We start from the raw sequence: 20,238 nt of genomic DNA on the forward strand, positions 1-20,238 counted from the left end.
GCCACGAAACCGGGCCGCGCATCAAGCTTCAGGCTGCGCCGGCCATCTTGTGGCGACAATACGGCGTACGCACTATGGCCCGAGGTGGGGCCTGCGGCTGCCCCGCATGGGGCTTGTTTCGGAGCCCTTTCTGGTCAGAGCCCTTGCAGCTTGCGCGAGGCCACCACTGCTTCGACCCGGTTGCGCACGTTCAACGCACGGAAGATCGCGGCCAAATGAATTTTCACCGTGCCTTCGCTGATGCCGAGGTCGCGTGCGATCAGTTTGTTCGGCTTGCCCTGCGACAGCAGCCGCATCACATCGATCTGGCGCTCGGTCAGCAAGGTGCGCAGGCCTTCCAGAGAGCGGGCGGAATCGAATCCCTGTGGGCCGGCAGTGGCATCGGCGGGTTGCCAGCCTTGCGTCTGTGAATTGGCCAGCAGCAATGGCGGGATATAAACGCCCCCGGCCAGCACCAGCCGGATGGCCGACAGCATGATGTCTGGCGAATAGGCCTTGGGGATGAAGCCGAGCACACCCATGTCGAGCAGCGAACGCATCAACTCCGGGTCTTCCGAACCGGACAGCACGATCACCGGCAGCAAAGGTGCCTGCGCACGCAGCTTGGCGATGTGTTGATGGCCCTGGGTGCCGGGCATGGCGATGTCCACAAGCGCCAGGTCCAGCTGGTCGGCATGCTCGGCGACCGCGCGTTCGAGCTCCTCGATGTTCATCGCCACCACTGCCTCGACGGTGGGATCAAGTTCAGCGAGCTTGATCTTGACCCCTTCGATGATCAAACGATGATCGTCTGCGATCAGCACCTTCATTCACAAATTCCCCGGCGCGCGGTGTTGCGAACGCAACTGCGCTTTATGGCAGAGACGATATCTCCCAACCAATGCGGCCAGCAATGGCAGGGCGCCGTTCCTAAGGCATAGCTCCGACGACATATGGCTGCAGGTGGTGTGCACGCAGAAGAATGAAAGACATCCGCGCCTGCCGGCGCAGCCCATGAGTGTCGATGAGTTCCGATGCGCTCCAATGAGTAGGGCAGCACGCCAGCGCGCAGTCCTGACATACGCACGCAATCGCGCGGAATGGCGATGCTGGCGGACGTTGCCCATGGCATGGCTAATGATTGCATTGCTGGTGGTCATGTCCACGGCCAATGCAACGCAGCACGCCTCTTCCGGGCAGGATTCGATTCCAGTCGAGCCTAAGACGCAGATCGCCACGCCCAGGTCGCACGTGGCAACTCGCGGGATTTCCGCGCAGGCAGCCAATGAAGCGGCGGCGGCACAGCTCGAATCGACATCGCAAGACAAGCAGGACGCACAAGCCAGGCAAGTTGCGCAGGATGCCGCGCAGCAGGCATCGACTACGCCTGCAAATGCCACATCGGAACCTGGAATGCCGTCCGGCATGCCAGCGTCGGCGTCTTCGCCTGACGTGGCTGTCGCCGCGCCGGTCACGCTCGGCGCCACGCGTGGCGTGCTGTTCCGGATCTTCCCGCCCATGCCCACCGAACTCCCGGCCGAGCTCGCCGTTGCCGAGTCCGCCAACGTGGATGGCGGATCGCAAGCGAATGCGGCTAGCGCTGCACCGGCACAGATTGCGTCGACGCTCTCACGACCGCAGCCCAGCTATCTGCTGGGCACTATCCATTTCGGTAGCCCGGAAGAGCAGGGTATCGATTACGCGATCCTCGAAAAAGCGCTGGCCGGGGTTGAGACTTTCGTCAATGAGGCCAACCTCGACGAGGTATGGAAGCCGGCCTACGACGACTATCGCTGGTTGTCACCGGAACAGCCGCTGTCGTCGATGATCGGCAAGGACAGCTATGCCATGGCACGTTCGCTGCTGCCGAACGTGCGCGCGCAGGATCTGGTGCGGATGAAGCCATGGTCGGTGCTGGCCCTGCTGGAAGCGCGCGGCGAGACCGGCGGCGATACCAGCATGGATGGGCGCCTGCAACGCATCGCAAGTGCATCCGGCAAACGCCTGGTGCACCTTGAAACGCTGGAACAGCAGCTGAAGGCGCTGGATTGCGTGCCTGCAACTGAACATGCGCTGGTGCTGGACGAACGCCTGCGCGCACCGTGGATCCTGCGCGATGAATCCGCGGCGGCGATGCGCTATTACCGCACTCGCAACCTGGGTGCGTGGCTGGCCGACATCGACCACATGTACGGCCTGAGCTATGCGGGCAAGGCGATCGAACAACGTTCGCGCCATTGCCTGCTGGAAGAGCGCAACGCGCGCTGGGGCGGGCAACTGGAGACGTTGTTCCAGGACGGGCCAAGCTTCGTTGCGGTCGGTGCAGTGCACCTCGTGGGACCTGAAGGCCTGCTCGCGGTATTGCGCCGTGATGGGTATCGGATCGAGGAAGTGCCGCTATGAGTGGCTTTTTGCGTTTACAGGAATGCGTGGCACGAACTGCGGTGCGAACAGCGACTCAGGCGTGTTTTCAGGTGCTATTCCAGGAGTGTCGGGAATGAGTGGAGAGCGGCAGGTTCATTGGGGGCAAGGTGCCTTCCTCAGTCCACAGCATCTGCAGGCGCAGGACACCTGGCAGCAGGCCGGCCGGCATGCCTTGCACCAGCGGTTGACACCGTTTCCGTGGGGCTATGAAGCGCTGCGCCTGCGCGAGGATGCATTGGGCAGTGGCATCGTCGATGTGGAACGCTTCGTGCTTGTCACCCGCGAAGGCGAGCGTCTCATTGGTGGTTCGATCCAGACCGACCCCGGCAATACCCGAGTACTCCAGCGCAACATCGTCGAGCTCAAGGTTGCCAACAACGATCCGATCCCGCTGTGGCTGGTGTTCAACCGCGAGCGCGCATTGCAGGGCTTGGCCGCGCGCGAGTCCGAGCGCCTGCTGGCGCGGCATGCGCTGGCCACCGACAGCATGGCCGATGCCTACGATCCGCAGGCGCCCGCGGCCGATGTCGATTTCCTGCTGTACCAGCCAAATATCATCACCGGGTTGGACGAGAATGCCGAGGCCATCGTGCGTTCCTCCGACAGCTACAAGTTCGCGGAGCTGCTTCCTGCGGGGCCGGGCAAGTTCAAGCTCTCGCACGACTACATTCCGCCGACCACGGCGATCACCGCCTCGCACAACCTGTCGCGCTGGACCCGGGCGCTGCGCGACCTGCTGGTGTCGCGTGGCCAGGACTTCGCCTCGACCAAGCGTCAGCGCGGCATCCGCGCGGCCTCGACCAGTGCGCAGGAAGTCATGCGAGTGGTGATGATGCAGACTTTCGCGCGCTACATCACCCAGTTCCAGGAACACGCGCGGTTGGGCAATATCGGCGCGTATGCGATGTACCAGGACCTGCGCCGACTGGTGGCTGAGTTCTCGGTGTTTTCCGAGGACATCGGTTATTTCGGCGAGTTGGCCAACAAGCCGCGCGAAACCGAGCTTCCCGACTACGACCACGAAGACCTGCGGCGCTGCTTCCGGATTGGCTTCGACCGCGCCGAGGCCCTGATCAAGGCGCTGACCGTGGGCGCCGAGGTCGGGATTACATTGGCCTATGACGGGCGCTTCTACCGCGCCGACCTGCCGGCCAATCTGTTCGAGAACGACAAGACCCGCTTCTACCTGGCGTTCGAATCGGAGTTGAAGGGCGCCGAATTGTTCGCGCGGCTCTCGCGCACTGGCAAGATCGCCTCGATCGACGAGATGCCGCGACTGCTCTCGGCGGCGCTATTCGGCCTGAAGATCGACCTGTTGCCGGTACCTCCGGAAGAGTTGCCGCAGAAGAGCCCGAACACGACGTACTTCCTCGTCGATACCACCCATCCTTTCTGGCAGATGATCAAGAACGGCCGCAACATCGCGGTGTTCTCCGACCTGCCGGCCGACTCGACCGTGATCAAGCTGTTCCCGGTCGCCACGCAGGACTGAACGCATGGCTCGACTTCTACACCACTTCATCCCCGTGTTTTCGTATGGCCTGGCGCTGGACGAGAAAGTCAACGCCGGTCAGGCCAGCGAGCCTGGCGCATCGATCGTGGCGAGCGCACGCGCGCTGATCGACCGCGCCAAGACCGCGGCACAGGCTGATGGCAAGCGCCCCGAGCAGGCCGACGGTGCCGCGTTCGCGGTGGCCGCCTGGATCGACGAGATCATGGCGCGCAACCCGACCTGGCTCACCGGCAGCATTCCGCTGCAGGTGACGATGTTCAACACCAACAACGCGGGCAACGAGTTCTTCCAGCATCTGTCGGCGCTGAAGCAGGACCAGGACGAGGTACGCGAGGTCTACTACCACGCGTTGTTGTGCGGCTTCGTCGGTCAGTACTACTACGAGAATGGCGACACCGGCGAGCTCGGCAAGCTCAAGGAATTGCACTCGCGGCAATTGCCGGTCGCGCCGGCACCGATCCACACCCTGCGCGAGGAGAAGATCACCCCGCAGCCATATGGCATCGAGGATCCCTCCGGTCCGCGCTTGCCGCGGCAATGGGACCGCACCCTGCTGCGCATCGGTGCGCTGGTCGCGCTGCTGATTCCCATCATCTACCTGATCTACATCCTGCTGGCCGCGCCAAAACCCAATATCCAGGTGCCGATACAGGAGGCACTCGCGGGCTTCCCATGCTCCGACCTGAAAATCGACGAGGTCAACGAGGACAAGGGCTCGGTCAAGGTATCCGGCTATGTGTCGCGGGCGGACGACATCAGCGCGGTGAAACAGAGGATCAATGGCGTGGAGGGCGTGAAGTCCGCCACGGCCGACGTGCAGTTGCGGATCTGGCCGCATTGCGAGGTGGTCAAGATCCTCGCGCCGTTCAAGGATCGCAACAGTGATAGCGGCTATGGCCTGGCCATCACGCCGAGCACGGGTCACTCGGACCGTTTCATCGAAAACGAAAACGTCATCGCCAAGCTGCAGCAGGCCAACTACGACGGCTATGTGTACGTGGACTATTTCACTGTGACCGGTCAGGTCGCACACATGTATCCGAACACCGGCGAGCCGGAAAGCGGACGCCTGATCCGATCCAGCGAGGAGTTCGAAGTCGGCGCCACGCCGACCAAGACCTGGACGGTCGCGCCGCCATTCGGCCAGGAATTGATCACCGTGATCTCGTCGCCAACGCCGCTGTATACGGAGCCGTTGCCGGAGATCCAGACCGCCGAGGAATACCTGCCACGCCTGCGGCAGATGCTGGAAGCCAACAAGGGCAATACCAAGTTGGCTGCGACCTACCTGTTCATGCAGACGGAGCCCGCACGATGAACCCGCTGGATATCGTCGAAAGAATGTTCACCAGATTCGGTTCGATGACCCGCCGAATCGGATACATCTACCGTCCGGTCGCCGATGGTGCAAAGAGCCCGTGGCTGCGCAGGATCCTGTTGGGGCTGCTGTTGTTGATCGTGTTGGCGGGCCTGGTGTTCCTGGGCCTCGCGTTCATCCCGCAGATCCCCATGCGCTTCTGGCAGGTACTTGGCATCTGCGTGGTGGCGGTGGTGGTGCTGTGGTGGTTCGCGACAGGCCGGCGCAAGGCTTCGCTCAAGGGTCGCACGCGCAAGCGCATGGGTGACCTTGGTCCCGGCAATGCCGAGGACGAACGCGAGCCGCTGCAAAAGATGGCTGCGGTGATCGACGAGGCCAAGCGCATGATTGCCCGTTCGCCGGACATCGCCAAGGGTCGTACGCCGCTGTACCGGATCCCATGGATGATGTTCATCGGCGATCAGGCGGCCGATGTCGATGGCCTGTTGCGCGCTGGTTGCGAAGTGTCGCCGTTCCCGCCGCCCGACAGCGGGGAGATGGATGCCGGCGATGTCTGGCGTTGGTGGTTCTTCAAGTCGATGATCGCGGTCGAGATGCATCCGCGCGTGGTCTGCGACAACAGTGCACGGCTGGATCGCGGCCTCTGGTACCAGTCCTTGATGAAGCTCGCCGACGAGCGCGAGAAGCTGCCGTTAAATGGCCTGGTGGTTGCGGTTTCCGCACAGACCCTGATGGGGCCGGCCGATACGCTGAAGGAGACCGCGACGCGCCTGCGCCGGTTGGTCGACGAGGCGATGGAACACCTGCAGGTGCAGATGCCGGTGTACTTCGTGGTCAGCGGCCTGGACCGCCTGCCCGGTTACGCGCAGGTGCGCGCAACCCTGCCGGCGGAAGTGTTCAGCCAGGCACTCGGCCATCGATTCGCCGAAAGCGAAGTCGTCAGTGCGGCCGCAAGCGGGCGCATCGAGGACGTGATCAAACCCATCGAGGATCGCCTGCATGCGCTGCGCATGACCGCGATGCGCACGCAGACCACGCCGCAGTCGCGCCGCGCGGTGTTCGATTTCATCGAATCGTTGCGCCAGGCTGACCAGGGGCTCTCGCTGTTCGTTGCACTGATGCTGGAAGACAACCCCTTCCAACGCACCCCGCGCTGGCGTGGCCTGTACTTCGCCGGTGCCGCCGACGACGCGCATCGTGGTGGTGCTTTCGTCGCCGACCTGTTCACGCGCTTTTTGCCAACCGACCAGCCCCTGGCTGGAAACAGCCTGCGCGGCAAGGCCGGACGCCTGGCCATCGCCGGCGTTGGCGTGCTGGCGATGCTCGGGCTCTCGTCATCACTGGCATATACCCTATCGACAGCACACCGTGACGATACCCTCCTGCTCGCGCAAACCAGGAGTGCCTGCGCTGAGGTCGCGGACCGCACATCAAGTGGACGCATCAATTGGGTAGCGGGTTGCGGGCGCACCATCGAATCGCTTGAAGCCGCTGCAAGCAGCACCTCGTTGAGGTTTGGCATGGGCCGCGCCGACAGCGACATCGAGAAACTGAAAAAACGGGTGATCGAGGACTTTGCCAACTTGATCCTGGCGCCCGAGGACCAGATGCTGGCGACCGACATCGACCGCAACCGTGCCGGCATCGAGCATGTGTTGGCGATCACCCAGCGCTTGCGCCTGCTGGATGAATGCCGCAGCAGCAAGGACGAATGCCGCAAGCAGGAGATGCCGAACAACGTCAGCTTCGACGCACGCTCGCGCCTGTTCGCGCCATTCGTCAGTCCCGAGCATGACACCAGGCGCGACCGCGACAACGCAGAGGCACTGTTCGCAACCTACCTCGGCTATATTCGCTGGCAAAAAAAAAACGTCCTTGACGCAGAGCATGATCGGCTGGAAACCCAGCTGAAGAAATTGCTGGCTGGCTATACCCCGCGCGCCGCGGACCTGCAGAAATGGGCCGATGCACGCGAGCCGGGAATGGACCTGGGTACCTACTGGCTGCCCGAAGGTGCGGTTGTGGGGACCGAAGCCGGTGACACCGCGGCAGTGTCCAGCGCCTACACCCGCGATTCCTGGGACGGCATCGTCAAACCAATGCTGGATACCCTGGACGACCAGGCGCCAAAGCAACAGGCGCGCATCGACGAACTGCGCAACAGCTACTTCAAGGACTACTTCGCCAACTGGGCCAGGTTCCAGGCGAAGTTCCCCGATGGCGTCGCACTATGGCGTGGCCGCTACGGGGAGTTGCAGAAGCGCGCAAGCAGCCAGGACAACCCTTACAACCTTTTTTTTCAGGCCGCCGAGCGCAACCTGTATGAACTGCCGCTCGATTGGCCGTTCTCGTCGCGCTGGGCTGCAACCTGGGTACAGATGAAGGCCAAGTGGCTGTCCTCATGGCGGCCCTTCGGTCGCCTCATCGCCGATTCATTCAAGTTTGGCGGGGAAAACATCACGCCGCCGGTATGGCTGTTGGCGATGCACGACACCCAGGCGCGCGTGCTGGTTGGCGAAGAGGGCGATTTTGCCCGCGCCTACCTGCGCCTGCAGGCCGAAGGGACCGGCCAGGACGTATACCAGATCGCTTCCGACCTGTTCGCCAGCAAGGGCCGGGCGGAGCAACCACCGGCGAGCGAGTACACCGCGTTGATCAACGCGGTGGACAAGCCGGAGGAGAAATTTGCGACGGCGTTCAAGGGCGACGACATGGCGGCATGGTCGATCGTGCGTGGGCCATCGAAGCTGCTGCTGTTCCTGACCGTGCATCGGGCCGGCGAATACGTGCAGGAGCGTTGGCGCGAAAGCGTGGTCAAGCCGCTCGCCAACTTGCCGCAGGAGCAACAGATCGAGGCGCTGTATGGGCCGCAAGGCAAGCTCGGTGCGTTCGTCAATGACTGGCTGAAGCCCTTCATCTCCGAAAAGGAACGTGTGCCGATGAAAGTGGGTGGCGTGGCGATGCCGCTCACGCTGGGCTACCAGTCGATGGTGGCTGCCGAGCGCAAGTTCCTGCCCGTGCTCGACAATGGCCCGCCATTCCTGGCCGGCAGCTTCACCCTCACCCAACCGAGTGTGCTGGGCGCGCTGGATGAAGGCGAGGGCGGCACGGTCTTTGAAGTCGAATGCCGCGAGCGTGTGTACCGCGCCAGTTCCGCCGGTGAATCGCTGGCCGATGCCAAGGCGCAGGTGTTCTGGTCGCCATCCAGCTGCCTGGAGGCACGCATACGCATCAACATGGCAGTGCCGCCTGCCGAAGTCACCCAGCCATTGCAGGAATTCGACCCGGAGACCAGCAAGATGCAGGCGGCCGAAGTGCCTGTTGCCGAGCAGATCAGCCTGACTCGCATCTATCCCGGCCCCGAAGGCTTCGCCCGTTTGGTCGAGGAATTCGCCAGCGGCAGCCATGTGTTCGGCATCGACGATTTTCGCGAAAGCTACAGCCCGGCGCAATGGACAGGCCTGCGCGCGCGCCTGTCAGAGGCAAAATTTCGCAATGCAAGGGTGTACCTGCAAGTGGATCTTTCTGACCAGATGAAACTGTTCCTGGGCGCGCGCACGGCGCGTGCCGAGGTCCCCAACGTGATCCTCGAGTAAATCCAGACCCCTCGAGCAGGTCTCTCGAGTCATTCCTCGTACAACCGAGCCAACCGGAGCTGCGCCATGCCCATTGATCTCAACGAACTTCTTGCCCCGATTCCCGGCGACGATCCTGCCGGCAGCGACGTCAGCTTTTCCGACGAGTTCGACCGCATTCGCGAGGCGCGCCGGTCGGATGATCCCAACCTGCCCCAGGGCGAGTGGCAGACCGAGCGCAAAGTCGCCGACTGGCGCGTGGCACAGAGCCTGTCCGAGGACATCCTGCTGCGCACCAGCAAGGACTTGCAGGCCGCGGTATGGCTAGGCGAGGCGGTGATCTCCCGGGATGGCCTGCAGGGCGCGAAGGCCAGCTTTGATCTGATTTCGGGGTTGCTCGACACCTACTGGGAGAGCCTGTACCCGCGGGCCGACGACGGCGATCTCGAGGAACGCGCCGGCAAGCTTGCATGGTTCAACACTTATGCTGGAACAGCCTTGCAGATGATGCTGTTGAACGACGATCCGCAGGCGCCGCTGACCTTGGCAGGGTGGATAGATTCGCGCGAAGTCGACAATCTCGGGCGGCAGAACGCCGAGGCCTATCAGGCCGCGATGGACGAAAACAGGATCAATGGCGAGACCTACGATGCCCGCGCGCAAGCAATTCCAGACGCCCTGATCAAGGAGCGCATTGATCAAGCGGCCGCTGCGCGCGATGCCTTCGCTCGGTTCAGCGCCCTGTCCGACGGCAAGCTCGGACGCGACGCACCCAGCTTGGCCGCGATCGACGACGCCTTGAAGAAGGTCCAGCAGATCTATTCCAAGGTCGCCGTTGCCAAGGGCATGGGCGAAGTCACCGCCGTGGACGAGGCAGGGGAGTCGATCGCAAGCGGCGGCAGTGCAGGCACCGCGGGTGGTGGCGGTGGCGCACTCGACCTCAGTGCAGGCAGCCTGGCCTCCAAGGAAGCAGCGCTGCATGCGATCAGCGAGATTGCCGGCTTCTTCCGCCGGACCGAACCGCACAATCCGGTGGCCTACCTGCTGGACCGCGCCGTGGTCTGGGCCAACATGCCGCTGGAGGATTGGTTGGCGGAGGTGATCCGCGACCAGAGCACGCTGTCTTCGATACGGGAACGGGTCGGCCTGCCACCGTCCAACTGACCCGAATGTGGTTGCCACGCAACCGGGCAAGCAGAGTGGCCACGCCGAACGGCATATGCCCAAGTCTGGCCGTCCGATGGATGTTGCAGCACGGCTGCCATTCCTAGACTTGTTTTTACTAGCCGGGGTTTGGCCTTGACGGCCGTTCCCTCCACCAGTACCGAACCTATCAACAGCTTACGGGGATTGTCATGGCCAAGAAGGAAAGCACCCAGCACAAACTCGATCGCGTACGCGCCCCGCGCGTACAGCTCACCTACGACGTCGAAGTGGGCGACGCCATCGAGAAGAAGGAGCTGCCCTTCGTTGCCGGCGTCATCGGCAATTTCAGCGGGCAGCCCGCCGAGCCCTTGGGCAAGTTGAAGGACCGCAAGTTCGTCAACCTGGACAAGGACAACTATGACGACGTGATGAAGGGCATGAAGCCGCGGGTGCAGATGCAGGTCGAAAACAGGCTGGCCGATGACGGCTCCAAGCTTGGTGTCGAGTTGAACTTCCGCAGCCTGGAGGATTTCTCGCCGGAGCGCGTGGCCAACCAGATCGAACCGCTGCGCAAGTTGCTTGAAGCGCGCCAGAAGCTCGCCGACCTGCGCAACAAGGCGGCCAGCAACGACAAGTTCGAGGATTTGCTCAACGAGGTGCTGCAGAACACCGACAAGATCGCGCAGCTGACCAAGGAAGTCGGGCCCAAGTCCGAGGAATGACCCGACCAATGAGCCGCAGCCGTCCCTAGGTTCTGCAGACCCGACAAACGAACAAGCGAGCACAACACCATGGCCAATACCGAAACCCAGGCGGCAGGCGCCGCCGCTGCCGAAGCCGTCGAAGGCGGCTTGCTGGACCAGATCCTGACCCAGAGCAAGATCGCCCGTTCCGATACCGAGCGTACCCGCGCCCGCGACCTGATCGCCGAACTCGTGGCCCAAGTCACTGAAGGCGCCATGGTGGTGTCCAAGGACGCAATCGGTGCAATGGACGCGCGCATCGCCGAGATCGACCGCGTGCTGTCCGACCAGCTTTCCGCGGTCATGCACGCGCCCGAGTTCCAGCAGTTGGAAGGCAGCTGGCGTGGCCTGAAGTACCTGGTCGACAACTCCGAGACCAGCACCACTCTCAAGATCAAGGTGCTCAATACCACCAAGAAAGAGCTGCTCAAGGATTTCAAGAACGCCTCCGACTTCGACCAGAGCACGCTGTTCAAGAAGTGCTACGAAGAGGAATACGGCACCTTCGGTGGTGCGCCATTCGCCACCCTGATTGGTGACTTCGAGTTCGGCAGGCACCCGGAAGACATGTACCTGGTGGAGGAAATCTCCCACGTCTGCGCCGCTGCGCATGCCCCGTTCCTGAGCGCTGCGTCGCCGGAGCTGTTGGGCTTCGACGATTTCACCGAGCTGTCCGGTCCGCGCGACCTGGCCAAGATCTTCGATACTGTCGAATACGCGAAGTGGAAGAGCTTCCGTCAATCCGAAGACTCCCGTTATGTCGGCCTGGCCCTGCCGCACGTGCTCGGCCGCCTGCCGTATGGGCCGGACACTGCACCGGTGGAAGCCTTCAATTTCATCGAATCCACTACCGGCACCGACCATAACAAGTACCTGTGGATGAACGCAGCGTACGCACTAGGCACCAAGGTGACTGACGCATTTGCCAAGTACGGCTGGTGCGCGGCGATCCGTGGCGTCGAGGGCGGCGGCCTGGTGGAGGGCCTGCCGACGCATACCTTCGCCACCGATGACGGCGAAGTGGCGCTGAAGTGCCCGACCGAGATTGCGATCACCGATCGCCGCGAGAAAGAACTCGCCGACCTCGGCCTGGTGCCGCTGGTGCACTGCAAGGGCACCGACTACGCGGCGTTCTTCTCGACCCAGTCGACGCAGAAGTCCAAGGAATACAACACCGATGCCGCCAATGCCAATGCGCGGCTGTCCTCGCAGTTGCAATACATCTTCGCGGTCAGCCGCATCGCCCACTACCTCAAGTCGATGATGCGCGACAAGATCGGCAGCTTCGCGTCCAAGTCCAGTGTCGAGCTGTTCCTCAACAACTGGATTGCGCAGTACGTGCTACTGGACGACAACGCCTCGCAGGAAGCCAAGGCTTCCTATCCGTTGCGTGAAGCCCGCATCGAAGTCACCGATGTTCCCGGCAAGCCTGGCGCCTTCAAGTCGGTGGCATTCCTGCGGCCGCATTACCAGCTCGACGAGCTGAGCGTGTCACTGCGACTGGTCGCTGAATTGCCCAAGTCCGCGAGATAAAACGCGTCGACATAACCCTAACCGTTCCATTTTTCCACTAGCAGAGGATCCATCATGCCTATTGACATGTTTCTAGAGCTCGACGGGGTAAAAGGCGAATCGACCGACGATAAACACCCGGGTACGATCGAACTTCAAAGTTTCTCGTGGGGCGCCAGCAGTGGCGTCAGCATTGGTTCGGCCAGCACCGGTGGCGGCGTCGGCAAGGCGACTTTTTCCGAATTCAATATGACGAAGGCCGTCGATATTTCCTCACCGAAGCTTGCCCTGATTTCAGCCAGGGGCGAGCACATCAAAAAGGCCAAGATCTACATCCGCAAGTCGGGTGGTGCTGCCGGCCAGGTTGATTATCAGGTTTACGAGCTCGACACCATCTTCGTAACCGGCATTCAGGTCTCCGGCGGCGCGGGTGGGGAATTCCACGAGAACCTGTCGCTTAGCCCGACCAAGTTCAAGTGGGAATACAAGCAGCAGGGCGACGATGGCAGCCTCAAGGGCAACATGGCGGTCACGGTTGATCGCGCCAAGAACACCGCGGTCTGACCTGATCGGCATGGTCTGCCCAACCGACCACGCATTGCGCACGCCAGACCATGCGCGGCCTGTTTAACCGCTTGGTTACCGACGCCCTGCCTGAAGACGCAGGGCGTCGGCCTTCCATGACCGAGATGCGTGCGGAGGTGTCCGCCGACCTGGAAGCGCTGCTCAACACGCGTTCGGAAGCCGCCCGGGTGGTGCCGGACATCTTCAAGGAATCCCGCGCCTCGTCGTTGACTTACGGCATCCTGGATTTCTCGTCCTATAGTTTGCTCAGCCCGCGCGATCGTGACCGCATCCGGCGCTCACTGGAGCAGGCCATCGGCCTGCATGAGACTCGGTTGACACGGGTCCGGGTGACCCTTGAACCGCAAGATGAACTGGTCCGCTCCCTGCGCTTCCGCGTGGATGCGCTCTTGAACCTGGGCGAAGAGGGCGAAAAGGTGCAATTCGACGCAGTGCTTCAGCTCAGTACCCATTCGTACTCAGTGCGCTGACCCGGTAGCGCTCGTGCGCGGCCATGACCGCGTATCAGGCCTCGTCCTGCAATAGCAGGCCAAGTTGCGCCATCTTCTCCAGGTTGGCATCCAGATGGGCTTCCAGTTCACTGGTTCTTGGCAGGTGAATGCCACCCGCATCGCCATCCGATTGAATGCGATCCATCTCCGCAGCGAGGAAGGCAACGGTCTCTGCGCGATCCCGGCTGCCGTCCAGCGCCAGCAACAGGCTGCGGCTGACGATGTCATCCAGGGTGAGCGTGGATGGACGCAGGCTCGTGACCACGGATTCACCTGTCTTCACTTGCAGCCGCGCCAGCGGGCTTGCGCATGGACGCAGCGACGGACGACCGGCAAACCGGGGCCCGTCGCAATGCAGCTCCACGATCCCGACTTCGAAGGCGCGCGCGAAGAACTGGCAGATTTTCTCGAATTCATGCGCACGCACATCCGCATTCGCAATGACCGACAGGGCGGCATCCGCAAGGTCCGCAACGCGCCGCGACTGCGGGTACAGCTCTGCGCATTCCGTCAGCAGGGCCTGGATCACTGCATTGTCGGAAACCACGCTGCCGCTGGATCGCAGTGAGAAGCGTTGGCGGCCTTCATCATCCGGGTCACTTGTATCCGGCTGCAGGTCCGATGCAAGTTCGAGCGTGCCGATCACGGTCGGATCGAGGATGGGGTTCGGCGCCGCGTCGCGCCTGCACAGCAGCGTCTGGCGAAAACGCCGACCGGTAAAGAAGTCGAGGTATTGCTCCTTGGCCACCAGGTCGTCGCGCCCCATCTGTTCCAGCAGCGGCCGTATGCGCTCATGCGCCGTTCGCGGGGACATTTCGTGGTAATTGGCTTCGGCCACGAAGGTCAAATCATGTTCACTTGCATGGCGGACGAACTGGTCCAGCGTACACGGGTCGTTGATCTTGGCAAGGTCGTCGTGGAACAGGACGTTGGGATCGAGGCGTTCGCTCAGGTCGTCGATTTCCCCAGTCATCGTCGTCGCGTACAAGCTGTTTTCAGGCAGGCCCGACTTGAGCAGGTCGAGGAACTCCCGCGCACGTTCGACACGTTCGACCGGATCCTCAACGACTGCTGAGTGGAACTTGAGCATGTCCCACAACATGCGCCGCATATGGCAGCCGGGCAGGGCGTTGTAGCTGATGCAGGCGATTGCAGCCGGCGCCATGGCCTGGTTGCACAGCGCCAGCAAGCGTTCACGCACCGCGTGCGGAACCCAGGAATAGAACCCATGCGCGATGATGAAGTCGAAGCGTTCGTCGCCCGGATCCCAGCTGAGCAGGTCGGCGGCCACCAGGGTCAGGTTGTCGAGGCCGAGCTTGGCCCTGATCGCGTCGCCACGCGCAATCGCCGCATGCGACATATCGACACCGACGAATTGGCTGTCGGGGTAGGCCATGGCCTGCGTGAGCAGCGTCAGGCCGTCGCCACAACCAACCTCAAGCAAGCGGCACGCCTTCGGCGAAGCGACAGGCACGCCGTGCAGCCTGGCGATGGCAGCCAGGCGCGAGGGATGCAACTTGGGGTAGACCTGGGCCGGGTAGCGGACCTTGTCGTAGGCGAAGTCATTGTTCATGTCGAATCCTTGGTGGCATCTGGTTCATTGCGGTGCTGCGCGACTGGCGAATACCGATGCCAGCATGGCCTCGCGCAATTTTTGTGGAGATACCGGTTTGAACAGCACCGGGATGCGGCTGGCGGCGATTTCGCCGATACGGTCGCTGCGGGTTTCCCCGGTGACCAGCAGGCGGGCAAATCCGGGCTTTTGCGGATCCTGCCCGTAGTGGCGGGCCACAGCGCGCAGGACATCCACGCCGCTGCGTCCTTCGCGCAGGCGCAGGTCACTGATTGCCAGATCCGGCGGACGATCCCAGCCAGACAGCATCTCGATGGCCTGCGCTTCGTTTTCGGCGGCGCGGATATCGCAGCCCCACTCCTGCAGCAAGGCGCTCAGGCCTTCCAGGATATTCGGCTCGTCGTCCACTACCAGTACGCGTAAGCCGCTGATATCCAATGGAATGTCTATTTGATCGGGTATTCGCGATGCACTTGTGCCGGATGCTGGCGCCAGCAGTACCGAGATGCGGGTGCCGCGTTGCGGCCAGGACGCCAGCTGCACCTGGCAATCCACCAGTTCGGCCAGTTTGCGCACGGTTGCCAGTCCAAGCCCAAGTCCGCGTTGGCGCTCACCCGAGTGTTCGTTGGCGACTGTGACCTGGTAGAACTCATCGAACACGCGTTGTTGGTGTTCGGGCTCGATCCCGCGGCCACTGTCCCAGACATCGATCCGCACTTGCCCGGATGCCTGGAAGCGTACGCCCAGCAACACGCCACCAGTTGCGGTGTAACGTAATGCGTTGCTGATCAGGTTGTTGAGGATGCGCGCCAGCATGGTGCGATCGGTGCGCACCCAGGCATCAGTCTTGCGCACGATCAGACGCAGGCCGCGCGATTCGGCCATGATCCGGAAATTGCGACTGACTTCGTCGAACACATCATCCACGCGTACATCGGACATCGCCGCGTGCATCACCCCGGCTTCCAATCGCGACAGATCCAGCAGTTCCGAGAACAACTGGTCAAGCGAGGCGACGCATTCCTCGATGCGCAGCACCCGGGTGAGCTTGGTCGGATCGGTTTCGCCAGCACGCAACGCCGACGAGAACAGGGTCAAGGCATACAGCGGCTGGCGCAGATCGTGGCTGGCCGCGGCCAGGAAGCGGGAGCGCGATTGGCTGGCCGCCTCAAGCCGTGCATTCTTGTCCGCCAGTTCCACCGAGGTGCGCCCGAGCTCGCTCTCCATCCGGTTGCGTGAACGCGCCAACATCAGCGAGGCGTCGTTGATCCCGCGCTGCAGGCGGCCGAGTATTTCGCTGCGTTCGACATCCAGACGGACTACTTCGCCTTCGCCGATGCGCTCGATCGCATGGGTCAGCTCGGTGATTGGCCTGATCGCCCGCTTTGCGGTCCACCATCCGAAAACCACGACCATGGCCAAGCCGATCAGCAGCAGGATGCCACTGCGCCATAGCGCAGCAACATGCTGTGGGCTGGATGCGGGGTATAGCTTGCCGGCGTCGTAGGCAAGCAGGCAGAACAGGGCCAGCGAGACCAGCAGCATCGGCAGGATGATCCGTAGCGCCAGATAGCGCAGCACGGGTGGGCTGTACCCATCGCGGCTGATGGCGGTTTCGCGGTCATGGCTTGCTTGCGGCACGCAGTAACCTGCATGAAGATCGTGCCGGTTTAAACGCGAAAAGCTCGGTGAACTGGACAACCCTTGCTGCAGTGCATGTCGAAGCAGGCATGAAAAAACCGCCTTACGGCGGTTTTGACGTAACACCTTGATTCCATTGGTCGGGGAGACAGGATTCGAACCTGCGACCTCTACGTCCCGAACGTAGCGCTCTACCAGACTGAGCTACACCCCGACGGTGTAGCCGCACATTGTAGGCAATGAGGTGGCGGTTCGGCAACTGAATTCGCGCCAGCTGCATCGCGCATGGGAGGAACCGCTAAACTTGGTGGCTCACTGCGCCGGAGCCACTTTCTTGATCAAGCCACGCACGCCGCCCGGGGTCATGGAGCTGCTGCCCCGTGACCAGATCGCCTTCCAGCGCATGCTGGACACGATCCGCCAGACCTTCGAGCGCTTCGGGTTCCTGCCGGTGGAAACCCCGGTGATGGAGCTGTCCGAGGTGCTGTTGACCAAGACCGGCGGTGAAACCGAGCGCCAAGTGTATTTCGTGCAGTCTACCGGTGCGCTTGAGAAAGGTGCGACCGATGGCATGCCCGAGCTGGCCCTGCGCTTCGACCTGACCGTGCCGCTGGCGCGTTACGTGGCCGAGCACGAGCACGACCTGGCGTTCCCGTTCCGCCGCTACCAGATGCAGCGCGTCTACCGTGGCGAGCGCGCGCAGCGCGGACGCTTCCGCGAATTCTACCAATGTGACATCGACGTGATCGGCAAGGACAGCCTGTCGCCACGCTTCGATGCGGAGATCCCTGCGGTCATTGCAGCAGTGTTCGAACGTCTGGCCATCGGTGATTTCACCATCCAGCTCAACCATCGCAAGTTGCTGCGTGGTTATTTCGAGGGCGTCGGTATTGAAGGTGAGCAGCAATTCACGGTGCTGCGCGAAATGGACAAGCTTGATAAACGCGGCGAAGACGCCGTGCGCGAGACCCTCGCTGGTGAAGGCTTCAACTTGCAGGCGGATGCCATCGAAAAGCTGATGGCCTTCGCGCGGGTGCGTTCCAATGGTCATGACGACGCGCTGGCCAAGCTCGACGCGCTTGGCACCGGCACAGCCTTGTTCGAGCAAGGTCGCGACGAACTGCGCGGCATCCTGCAGCAATTGCGCGCGCTGGGCGTGGCGGAGTCGCGCTATGCGCTGAACCTGTCGATTGCGCGCGGCCTGGATTACTACACCGGCGTGGTCTACGAGACCACGTTGGACGCACACCCGCAGATCGGCTCGATCTGCTCTGGCGGCCGTTACGACAACCTGGCCAGTCATTACAGCAAGTCGAAGCTGCCGGGCGTCGGCATTTCCATCGGCCTGACTCGCTTGTTCTATCAATTGCGCGAAGCCGGCTTGGTCACGACTGCAGAAAGCTCGGTCGATGTGTTGGTCTCATTACTGGACGACGATGGTCTCGCGCATGCATTGGCGCTGTCGCAGCGGTTGCGCGCAGCCGGCCTGAACGTGGAAACCCAGCTCGAACCGCGCAAGCTGGCCAAGCAGATGCAATACGCCGACCGCGCGGGGATCCGCTTCGTGGTGATCCGTGGCGAAGACGAGATCGCGCGTGGCGTGATTGCAGTCAAGGACCTGCGTCGCGGCGAACAGTTCGATGTGGTCGAAACCGAGCTTGCGGCGACGCTGCAGGTGGAGCGCGAACAATTACGGACCCAGGGGCTGCCGGCATGAGCGAGGTGAACAACGCTAGCGTCGAGCTCGATGGTGTTTCGCTGACCCGCGAACAATTGGTCGCGGTGGCCAATGGTGCCCCGGTGACGCTGGCCACAAGCTCGCTGGGAGCTGTGGAGCGAGCGGCCGAATTCCTGGCCGAACAGGTGCGCCGCGAAGAACCTATCTACGGCGTGTCCACCGGTTTTGGCAGCAATGCCGACAAGCTGCTGGGTGCGCATCCGCTGCGCGATGAATTGCCGGGCGCCGCGCGATCCGGCCGTTCGCTGCATGTGGAACTGCAGCAAAACCTCATCGTCACCCATGCGGTTTGCGTGGGCGAACCGTTCGCACCGGACGTGGTGCGGGCGATGTTGTGTATCCGCATCAACACCCTTCTCCGCGGCCATTCCGGCATCCGCGTGCAGACCTTGCAGGCGCTGACGGCGATGCTCAACGCCGGCATCGTGCCAGTGGTTCCACAACTGGGTTCGGTGGGTGCGTCGGGTGATCTTGCGCCGCTGTCGCACCTGGCTATCGTATTGCTGGGTGGCGGCGAAGCCTTCGTCGATGGCCAGCGCATGCCGGGCGCGCAGGCACTGGCGCAAGCAGGCCTGCAGCCGGTCACGTTGTCCTACAAGGAAGGCCTGGCACTCAACAACGGCACCGCGCAGATGCTGGCGACCGGCGTGCTGGCGCTGCACCAGCTTGACGAGTTGCTGGACACCGCCGACCTTGCTGCCGCAATGACCATTGACGCATTCGCAGGTCGGCTCGGCGCGTTCGCGCCGCAAGTGCATGCGTTGCGCCCGCATCCGGGGCAGGTGCGGGTCGCCGGGAATCTGCGTACGTTGCTGCACGGTTCGACCCTGGCCGACATCGCTTACCACCTGGTACCGAAGTTCCGGCAGTGGTTGCCGACGTCTTGGGATAGTCCGGAAGCACAGCAACTCAGCTTCGACATCGGCTGGGACTGGGTGCCATTCGGCCAGCGTCATGGCCGCGAAAAGTTCTATGAGCGCTTCCGTCCGTTCCGTGGCGGCAAGAAGCATCAACCGCAGGACAGCTATTCACTGCGCTGCACCCCGCAGGTGCATGGCGCCGTGCGCGATGCGGTGGAGCAGGCTAAACGTGTGTTCGATGTCGAGCTCAACGCGGTCACCGATAACCCGCTGGTGTTCCCGGATGCGCAGTCTGAGCACGTTGAGCAACAAGTGATTTCCGCCGGCCACTTCCATGGCATGCCGCTGGCGCTGACCATGAGTTACGTCAAGGCTGCAATCCCGGTGCTGGCCTCGATCTCCGAGCGCCGCCTCAACAAGCTGGTCGATCCCGCCACCAATGATGGCCTGCCGGCATTCCTGATCGGCAACGAGGACGGCACCGAATCCGGTCACATGATCGTGCAGTACACCGCTGCGGCAATTGTCAACGACTTGACCAGCCGCGCGATGCCGGCGTCCGTGTATTCGATCCCGACCTCGGCCAATGCCGAGGACCATGTCTCGATGGGTGCCAATGAAGCACGCCACGTCCTGGCGATGACGGCCGATCTCGGCAAGGTGCTGGCGCTTGAGCTTTACACTGCAGCCCAGGCGCTGGACCTGCGCCGCGACATGATCAATGCGGCGCGTGATCTTGCCGGTCGTGCGGATGCGCAGGTACTTGCGTTAAAAGTGCAGGGTGGCCCGTTGCCGGGCGATCCGCAGCATGCACGCTTCATCGACGAAGTGGATGGATTGCGCGCCGAACTCGCGGCGGCCGAGCCGTTCCAGCCCGGGCCCGCCGTGGCTGCGGCACACGCCGCGATCCGTGCACGCCTGCCATTCCTGGATCGCGATCGCGCACTCGATGGCGAAGTCGCCACGATTGTTCAGATGGTGGCCACTGGCGATGTACTGAAGGCTGCACGGGCCATCAGTAACGTCTGATTGCGTTCGCCCGGAACAAGAGTTCCAACACAAAGTCCCCCGAATCAAATTCGACCCATACAAGGGTTGACGAGGTACCAATCATTGTTTTAATGTATTAACGTGTTATTA

The 20,238-nt window shown here is 62.5% G+C and carries 14 protein-coding genes and 1 tRNA gene; 11 read left to right on the forward strand and 4 right to left on the reverse strand.

Annotated elements, in window-relative coordinates; translation table 11 throughout:
• Positions 1 to 134: 134 nt before the first annotated feature.
• Entirely contained in the window at positions 135 to 809 is a 675-nt protein-coding gene (locus tag PSV05_RS07165) for a response regulator transcription factor (RefSeq protein WP_300063619.1), read from the reverse strand.
• Between the two features lie 295 nt (positions 810 to 1,104).
• Here PSV05_RS07165 and PSV05_RS07170 point away from each other — a divergent pair, with 295 nt between their 5' ends.
• The 9 genes from PSV05_RS07170 to tssE all read left to right on the forward strand — a co-directional run bounded on the left by PSV05_RS07170 (position 1,105) and on the right by tssE (position 13,265).
• Positions 1,105 to 2,382, forward strand: a complete 1,278-nt coding sequence (locus PSV05_RS07170) for a TraB/GumN family protein (protein ID WP_300063621.1) — start codon at positions 1,105 to 1,107, stop codon at positions 2,380 to 2,382.
• Positions 2,383 to 2,476: 94 nt separating this feature from the next.
• Positions 2,477 to 3,895 (forward strand): type VI secretion system baseplate subunit TssK, encoded by a 1,419-nt coding sequence (gene tssK / locus PSV05_RS07175; RefSeq protein ID WP_300063623.1) that lies wholly within the window; start codon positions 2,477 to 2,479, stop codon positions 3,893 to 3,895.
• A gap of 4 nt (positions 3,896 to 3,899) precedes the next feature.
• Complete coding sequence (locus PSV05_RS07180) at positions 3,900 to 5,234, forward strand: DotU family type IV/VI secretion system protein (protein ID WP_300063625.1); 1,335 nt, start codon at positions 3,900 to 3,902, stop codon at positions 5,232 to 5,234.
• Positions 5,231 to 8,830: a type VI secretion system protein gene (locus tag PSV05_RS07185; protein WP_300063627.1), complete on the forward strand. Its 3,600-nt coding sequence runs from the start codon at positions 5,231 to 5,233 to the stop codon at positions 8,828 to 8,830. Before PSV05_RS07180 ends, PSV05_RS07185 begins: the two co-directional genes overlap by 4 nt.
• A 66-nt stretch (positions 8,831 to 8,896) precedes the next feature.
• Complete coding sequence (tssA, locus tag PSV05_RS07190; protein WP_300063628.1) at positions 8,897 to 9,973, forward strand: type VI secretion system protein TssA; 1,077 nt, start codon at positions 8,897 to 8,899, stop codon at positions 9,971 to 9,973.
• 191 nt (positions 9,974 to 10,164) lie between these two features.
• Positions 10,165 to 10,677, forward strand: coding sequence for a type VI secretion system contractile sheath small subunit (gene tssB / locus PSV05_RS07195; protein WP_300063630.1), 513 nt, complete (start codon positions 10,165 to 10,167; stop codon positions 10,675 to 10,677).
• 69 nt (positions 10,678 to 10,746) lie between these two features.
• The gene (gene tssC, locus PSV05_RS07200) at positions 10,747 to 12,231 is read left to right on the forward strand and encodes a type VI secretion system contractile sheath large subunit (RefSeq protein WP_300063631.1); all 1,485 of its coding nucleotides are present in this window, start codon (positions 10,747 to 10,749) and stop codon (positions 12,229 to 12,231) included.
• 54 nt (positions 12,232 to 12,285) lie between these two features.
• On the forward strand, positions 12,286 to 12,774 hold the full coding sequence (locus tag PSV05_RS07205) for a type VI secretion system tube protein Hcp (RefSeq protein ID WP_300063633.1): 489 nt from the start codon (positions 12,286 to 12,288) through the stop codon (positions 12,772 to 12,774).
• A 50-nt stretch (positions 12,775 to 12,824) separates the two neighbouring features.
• Entirely contained in the window at positions 12,825 to 13,265 is a 441-nt protein-coding gene (gene tssE, locus PSV05_RS07210; RefSeq protein WP_300063635.1) for a type VI secretion system baseplate subunit TssE, read from the forward strand.
• Between the two features lie 34 nt (positions 13,266 to 13,299).
• Here tssE and PSV05_RS07215 read toward each other — a convergent pair whose 3' ends face one another.
• The 3 genes from PSV05_RS07215 to PSV05_RS07225 all read right to left on the reverse strand — a co-directional run bounded on the left by PSV05_RS07215 (position 13,300) and on the right by PSV05_RS07225 (position 16,714).
• Positions 13,300 to 14,859 carry a class I SAM-dependent methyltransferase gene (locus PSV05_RS07215; RefSeq protein ID WP_300063637.1) on the reverse strand — a complete coding sequence of 520 codons (1,560 nt, stop codon included), beginning with the start codon at positions 14,857 to 14,859 and terminating at the stop codon, positions 13,300 to 13,302.
• A gap of 24 nt (positions 14,860 to 14,883) precedes the next feature.
• Positions 14,884 to 16,500, reverse strand: a complete 1,617-nt coding sequence (locus PSV05_RS07220) for a hybrid sensor histidine kinase/response regulator (protein WP_300063639.1) — start codon at positions 16,498 to 16,500, stop codon at positions 14,884 to 14,886.
• Between the two features lie 137 nt (positions 16,501 to 16,637).
• A tRNA-Pro gene (locus tag PSV05_RS07225) sits at positions 16,638 to 16,714 on the reverse strand.
• Between the two features lie 120 nt (positions 16,715 to 16,834).
• On the opposite strand from PSV05_RS07225, the gene hisS reads away from it, so the two are divergent.
• Both hisS and PSV05_RS07235 read left to right on the forward strand, forming a co-directional pair.
• A complete protein-coding gene (gene hisS / locus PSV05_RS07230; RefSeq protein WP_300063641.1) occupies positions 16,835 to 18,217 on the forward strand; it encodes a histidine--tRNA ligase in 1,383 nt (460 codons plus the stop codon).
• Positions 18,214 to 20,127 (forward strand): aromatic amino acid ammonia-lyase, encoded by a 1,914-nt coding sequence (locus tag PSV05_RS07235; RefSeq protein WP_300063643.1) that lies wholly within the window; start codon positions 18,214 to 18,216, stop codon positions 20,125 to 20,127. Before hisS ends, PSV05_RS07235 begins: the two co-directional genes overlap by 4 nt.
• Positions 20,128 to 20,238: the final 111 nt, after the last annotated feature.

The organism is Thermomonas sp., from assembly GCF_029945965.1.
Taxonomy (GTDB): Bacteria; Pseudomonadota; Gammaproteobacteria; order Xanthomonadales; family Xanthomonadaceae; genus Thermomonas.